Below are 5201 nucleotides of genomic sequence, written 5' to 3' on the forward strand. Positions count from 1 at the left end.
CGGCGCGCTGCTCGCCCGCGGGCGCCCCGCCGCCGCGGGGCGCCACGCCGCGAGGTTCGCAGCGGCCATGGACGAGAGCGATCGGCGCGGCGCGCTGCTCGTGCTCGCCCGCGCCGCCGCGCGGGCCGGCCGGGTGGACGAGGCGAGCCGCCGCTACTCCGAGATCGCGGCGCTCCGCGCGCCGATACCGGGGATCCCGGAGTGGCGGCAGCGCGATCTGGGAGACGAGGCCGCCTACCTCTCCGCGTGGCTGTATTACGACGCCGGTCAGTTCGCGCGCGCCGCGACCGCCCTGGAGTCGTTCGCGAAGGCCAACCGGCGCTCGCGCCGCGCCGACGACGCGCGCTGGTTCGCCGCGTGGTCGCTCTATCGCCTCGGGCGCTTCCCGGCGGCCGCGCGCGCCCTCGCGAAGCTCGAGCGGACCCCTTACGCGGACGCCGCCGCGTACTGGCGCGCACGGCTCGCCCGGTCCGGCGCGGACCAGCGGCGGCTCTACCGGGCGACGATCGCCGCGGGCGGAGACGGCTGGTACGGCCTGCTCGCGCGAGCGCGCCTCGCCGCCCTCGGCGAGCCCGCCGCGAGGATGCCGCCCCCGGATCCGCGTCCCCTGCCCGAGCTGCAGGACGCCTCCGCCGCGGCGCGTCTCGCGGTGGCCGTCGAGCTGCTCGGCCTGGGCCTCCGCGCGGAGGCGCTCGATGAGCTCGGGGACCTCACCCGCTCCTGGCGGGCCCGCCCTTCCGCGCCGGTCGTCGCGCAGCTCGCGGCGTTCGCGGGCGACGCCGAGGTTCCGTTCCGGATCTCGCGCGATCACCTCCTCCCCACCCGGCGCGCGCTGCGCTGGGCGCACCCGGAGCCCTACCCCGAGCTCGTACCGGTGCGTGCGCGCGCCGTGGGCGTCGATCCGTCGCTGCTGCTCGCCGTCATGCGTCGCGAGTCGGGCTTCCGCCCGGGCATCCGGAGCGGCGCGGGCGCCGAGGGCCTCCTGCAGCTCCGGCCGGCGACGGCCGAGCGCGTCGCCGCGCTGCTCGGGCTGCCCGGCGGGCTCGGCGCACGGCTGGCGGAGCCCGAGGTGAACATCACCCTTGGTGCACACTACCTCGGCCTCCTGCTCGCTCGCTTCCGCGATCCGGCGCTCGCCGTGGCGGCCTACAACGCGGGGCCCGGACCCGCCGCGGAGTGGGCCCGCGCGCGCGCCGGCATGCCGCTCGACGCCTGGGTGGAGTCCATCCCGTACCGCGAGACGCGCGGCTACGTGCGGATCGTGCTCGCCGACTGGGACGTGTACCGCGCCCTCGCCGGCGAGCCGGCGGCGCCCATCGCGCCCGAGCGTCCGGTCGCGGCCCCCGACGGCGGCGTGGCGTTCTGAAGGTTGGCGGGGCGGTGACGCAGCCGCAGGGGCCCCGGGAGCCCAGCCGCAGAGAGGGGCCCCGTCGCGAAGCGACGGGGAGGGACGCAGTCCCTCCCGGCGGGGAACCTGCGCGCACCCGCGACAGCGGGCGCGCAGGTTCACGGGCCCCGCCGAGCAGGGGTGGGGCCCCGCCGAGCGTCGCAAGGCGGGGCCGGGGCGCAGCCCCCGCAAGCAGACCGCCCCCCGAACGGCCGCGAGGATCTCGTCGCCGAGGCGGCGGAGCACCGACGGGGTCACGCCCGGGATCTGTCCGAGCGCCTCCGCGTCGCGAGGCAGACGCCGCGCGATGGCGAGCATCGCGTCCTCCCCGAGGACCTTGAACGGCGGGCGGTCGAGGGACCGGGCCCGCTCCTCGCGCGCGATGAACAGCGCCCGCAGCACGGCGCGCCCGGCCGGCTCGAGCTCGCGCGCGCCGCGCAGGCGGCGGTATCCCTCGGGATCGAACACCCGCTCGCGCGGCACCACCGCGGCGACCCGATCGAACTCGCGCCGCGCCTCGTCCGCCGCGCCCCGCGCGTCGAGCTCGGCCGCGAGGAGATCGCGCAGCGTGAGCAGGAAGTGCGTGTCGAGCGCGGCGTAGGCGAGCTGCGCCCCGCTGAGCGGCCGCTGGCCCCAGTCCGAGCGCTGGAACGCCTTGGAGAGCCTGACGCCGAAGTGCGACTCGACGAGCGCCGAGAGCCCGAGCCCCTCCCGGCCGAGCCGGCGCGCGGCGACCATCGTGTCGAACAGGCGCGGCAGGCGCCAGCCGTACTCACGCTTCAGGCAGCGGACGTCGTAGTCGGCGCCGTGCAGGACCGTCTCCCGGCCGTCGCAGAGCACCTCACCGAGCGGGCGCGGATCCACCGCCAGTGGATCGAGGATGTAGTCGGCGGTCCGCGTCGAGATCTGCAGGAGGCAGACCCGCTCGCGGTAGACGTGAAAGCTGTTCGACTCTGTGTCGAGCGCCACCACCGGCTCCGCTCGGACCGCCTCCACCAGCTGCGACAGCGTGGCGGAGTCGGCGACGAGGAGCGGGGTGGCGCCCGGTGCGGGAGGCGGCGTCATCCGGCGGGATTGTAGCCAATCTGGGCCAGCGCCGCTGCGACCTCGGCGGCGACGCCGGCGTTTCGCTCGAGGAGCGCGACGTTCGCCGCCCGCGCTCGCCCGTGCGTCGCCCGCGCGACGGCCTCGAGCAGGAACGGGGTGACCGCCTTTCCGCGCACGCCGCGGCCGCGGGCGTCTGCGAGGGCCGCGGCGATCGCGGCCTCGATGACCTCCCGCGGCACGGGTTGCGGGGGCGGGACCGCGAGCACGACCCCCTCGCGCCGGCCGAGCGCCCGCCAGTGCAGCATGAGCACGCGAGCCGCCTGCGCCCCCTCCTCCACCCGGTGCTCGAGGGGCACGCCGCTCCCCTCGGAGTAGAACGCCGGCAGCTCGGAGGTCCGCCAGCCGAGCACCGGGATCCCCAGGGTCTCGAGCGCCTCCGCGGTCGCGGGAACGTCCAGGATCGCCTTGGGCCCTGCACAGACCACGCACACGGGCGAGCGGGCGAGCTCGCCCAGATCGGCCGACACGTCCGTCGCCCCGGTGGCCACCTCGCCGTCCTGGATCCGGTGCACGCCGCCGATGCCGCCGGTGGCGAACACCGGGATCCGCACGCGCGCCGCGATGGCAGCGGTCGCGGAGACCGTCGTGCCGGCATCGCGCCCCGCCGCGAGGAGCGCCGCGAGATCCCGCACCGCCGCCTTGGCCGCAGGTCGCGCCGGATCGGCGAGGCGGGCGAGCTCCGCGTCGGACGCGCCCACCACGATCCGCCCGTCGATCACCGCCACGGCGGCCGGCACCGCGCCCCCCGCGCGAACCGCCGCCGCGCAACGGCGGGCGGCGTCGAGGTTGTACGGCGGCGGCAGTCCCTGCGCGACGACGCTCGTCTCGAGGGCGACCACCGGCCTGCCCGCGGCGAGCGCCTCGCGGACCTCCTCGGCGACGCGAAGCGGCGTTTCCATGTACCGAGCATAGCCCGGGCCGCGCGGAGGGCGCGTGCTATAAGCCTCGCAGGGGACCGTCCGGGCGGGCGGCGCGGCGAGGGTCGAATGAGGGCGCGAATCCGGGGCTGGCTGGTGCTCGTCTACACGGCGCTCTCGATGGTCACGTTCTTCCTCCTCAGCCTGCCCGACACGCTGCTCGGCCGCGGTCAGCTCGCGATGTGGTTCGCCCGCTTCGCCTGGTCCCGCTCGATCCTCCGGCTCGCGGGCGCGCGCGTCCGGGTCCTCCGGCTCCCGCCGCTCCCCGACGGACCCCTCATCTTCGCGTCGAACCACGAGAGCGCGCTCGACATCCTCGCGCTCGTCGCGCGGCTGCCACGGACCGTGCGCTTCATCGCGAAGCTCGAGCTGTTCAAGATCCCGGTCTTCGGCTGGTACATGAGGCTCGGCGGCCACGTCCCGGTGGATCGCGGGAACCACGCGCGCGCCATCGAGTCGCTCCGGCAGGCGGGCGCGGCGGTGCGCGGCGGGACCTCGCTCATCGTCTTCCCCGAGGGGACGCGCTCCGTCGATCTGCGCGTTCACCCGTTCAAGAAGGGGCCGTTCGTCGTGGCGATGGAGGCGGGGGTCCCGGTCGTCCCCGTCGCGATCTCCGGCGCCGGACGCATCACCCCGAAGCGCGTCATCGCGGTGTACCCGGGGGAGATCCGGATCGCGCTCGGAGATCCCGTGGACCCGCGCGCGTTCCCGAACAAGACCGCGCTCCTCGTCGAGGTCCGGCGGCGGGTGATAGAGCAGCACCTCGCGATCGGCGGTGCAGGGGGCGATCCGCGCGACGCCGTGGCGGCGCCGGGCCGCGAGGGCACGAGCGCGACCGGCGCCGCGGTGTAGGGGCCCTTGCGCCTTGTCCGCCCCGGCGGGCCAGCGGTACGCTCTCGTCCGATGAAGGAGCCGGCTCGCCCCGACCCGCTCGCCGCTGCACACCGCGTGAAGGATCTCGCGCGGGACCTCGCCCAGGAGCTCGCCGGCGGCTACCGCCGCTCGACGCGCTACATGCGCCTGAGGGCCGCCGTGATCGGCGCGTGGGTGCTGCTCTCCGCCGGCGCGATCTGGGCGTCGTGCCCCGCCAGCGGGCCGACGAACGGGCTGGACGCCGAGGCACAGCTCCTGGACGGGTCGATCATGGGGACGCAGCTCCTCGTCAAGAACGGCTCCGATCGCCACTGGACCGAGGTCGCGTTCACGCTCGAGGGCGGCTTTCGCTGCGGCCGGAAGACCGTCCGCGCCGGGGACAAGGTGGTGCTGTCGCTCGCGCAGTTCCGGCGCGAGGACGGCGCGGCGGCGCCCCAGGACCTGCGGCCCAGGACGATCACGATCGAGTGCGAGGAGGGGCGCGCGTCGCTCCCCCTCGCCGCGGAGTGAGCGGTGGCCGGCCCGCCCGTCCTCCTCGTCGACGACGACCCGGACATCTGCGAGTTCCTCGGCCTCCTGCTCGCGACCGAGGGGCTCGCCTCCGCGGTCGCGCCGACGCCCGAAGACGCGCTCGCGTCGGTCGGCGGGGCCGCGGCGGTGCTCCTCGACGTGTCCATGCCCGGCGTGGACGGGCTCGAGCTCTGCCGGCGGATGCGCGCGTCCGGCTTCGCGGGACCGATCCTCATCGTCTCGGCGCGCCCCTCACCGGACCTGCCGCGGCGCGCCGCCGAGGCCGGCGCGGACGGGTTCGTGCGCAAGCCATTCGAGAACGCCGAGCTCGTGGGGCTCCTCCGCCAGCACCTGGCGGCCCGAGGCGGCTAGCGCCGCCGCGCGCGCGCGGCGGCGAGGTCGTCCTG

5 protein-coding genes and 1 pseudogene are annotated in these 5201 nt (G+C 76.5%); 4 read left to right on the top strand and 2 right to left on the bottom strand.

Annotated features, from left to right (window positions below):
• A partial coding sequence (locus MNY62_RS25135; protein ID WP_242347071.1) for a lytic transglycosylase domain-containing protein occupies positions 1–1366 on the top strand: 1366 nt, incomplete at its 5' end.
• A 288-nt stretch (positions 1367–1654) separates the two neighbouring features.
• Here MNY62_RS25135 and MNY62_RS25140 read toward each other — a convergent pair.
• Positions 1655–2452 (bottom strand): annotated as a pseudogene (locus tag MNY62_RS25140) (ribonuclease D); the annotation flags it as partial.
• Positions 2449–3393: a pseudouridine-5'-phosphate glycosidase gene (locus MNY62_RS25145; protein ID WP_242347072.1), complete on the bottom strand. Its 945-nt coding sequence runs from the start codon at positions 3391–3393 to the stop codon at positions 2449–2451. The pseudogene MNY62_RS25140 and the gene MNY62_RS25145, both read right to left, overlap by 4 nt.
• A gap of 87 nt (positions 3394–3480) precedes the next feature.
• Here MNY62_RS25145 and MNY62_RS25150 point away from each other — a divergent pair, with 87 nt between their 5' ends.
• The 3 genes from MNY62_RS25150 to MNY62_RS25160 are packed head-to-tail and all read left to right on the top strand — an operon-like array spanning position 3481 to position 5166.
• Entirely contained in the window at positions 3481–4263 is a 783-nt protein-coding gene (locus MNY62_RS25150; protein WP_242347073.1) for a lysophospholipid acyltransferase family protein, read from the top strand.
• 51 nt (positions 4264–4314) lie between these two features.
• On the top strand, positions 4315–4794 hold the full coding sequence (locus MNY62_RS25155) for a hypothetical protein (protein WP_242347074.1): 480 nt from the start codon (positions 4315–4317) through the stop codon (positions 4792–4794).
• Between the two features lie 3 nt (positions 4795–4797).
• On the top strand, positions 4798–5166 hold the full coding sequence (locus MNY62_RS25160; protein WP_242347075.1) for a response regulator transcription factor: 369 nt from the start codon (positions 4798–4800) through the stop codon (positions 5164–5166).
• Positions 5167–5201: the final 35 nt, after the last annotated feature.

Source organism: Anaeromyxobacter terrae (assembly GCF_022690685.1).
Lineage (GTDB): Bacteria > Myxococcota > Myxococcia > Myxococcales > Anaeromyxobacteraceae > Anaeromyxobacter > Anaeromyxobacter terrae.

Bases quoted from the DNA above. Each gene is read 5' to 3' on its own strand.
- MNY62_RS25145 (WP_242347072.1), bottom strand. From the start codon at position 3,393: ATGGAAACGCCGCTTCGCGTCGCCGAGGAGGTCCGCGAGGCGCTCGCC.
- MNY62_RS25150 (WP_242347073.1), top strand. From the start codon at position 3,481: ATGAGGGCGCGAATCCGGGGCTGGCTGGTGCTCGTCTACACGGCGCTC.
- MNY62_RS25155 (WP_242347074.1), top strand. From the start codon at position 4,315: ATGAAGGAGCCGGCTCGCCCCGACCCGCTCGCCGCTGCACACCGCGTG.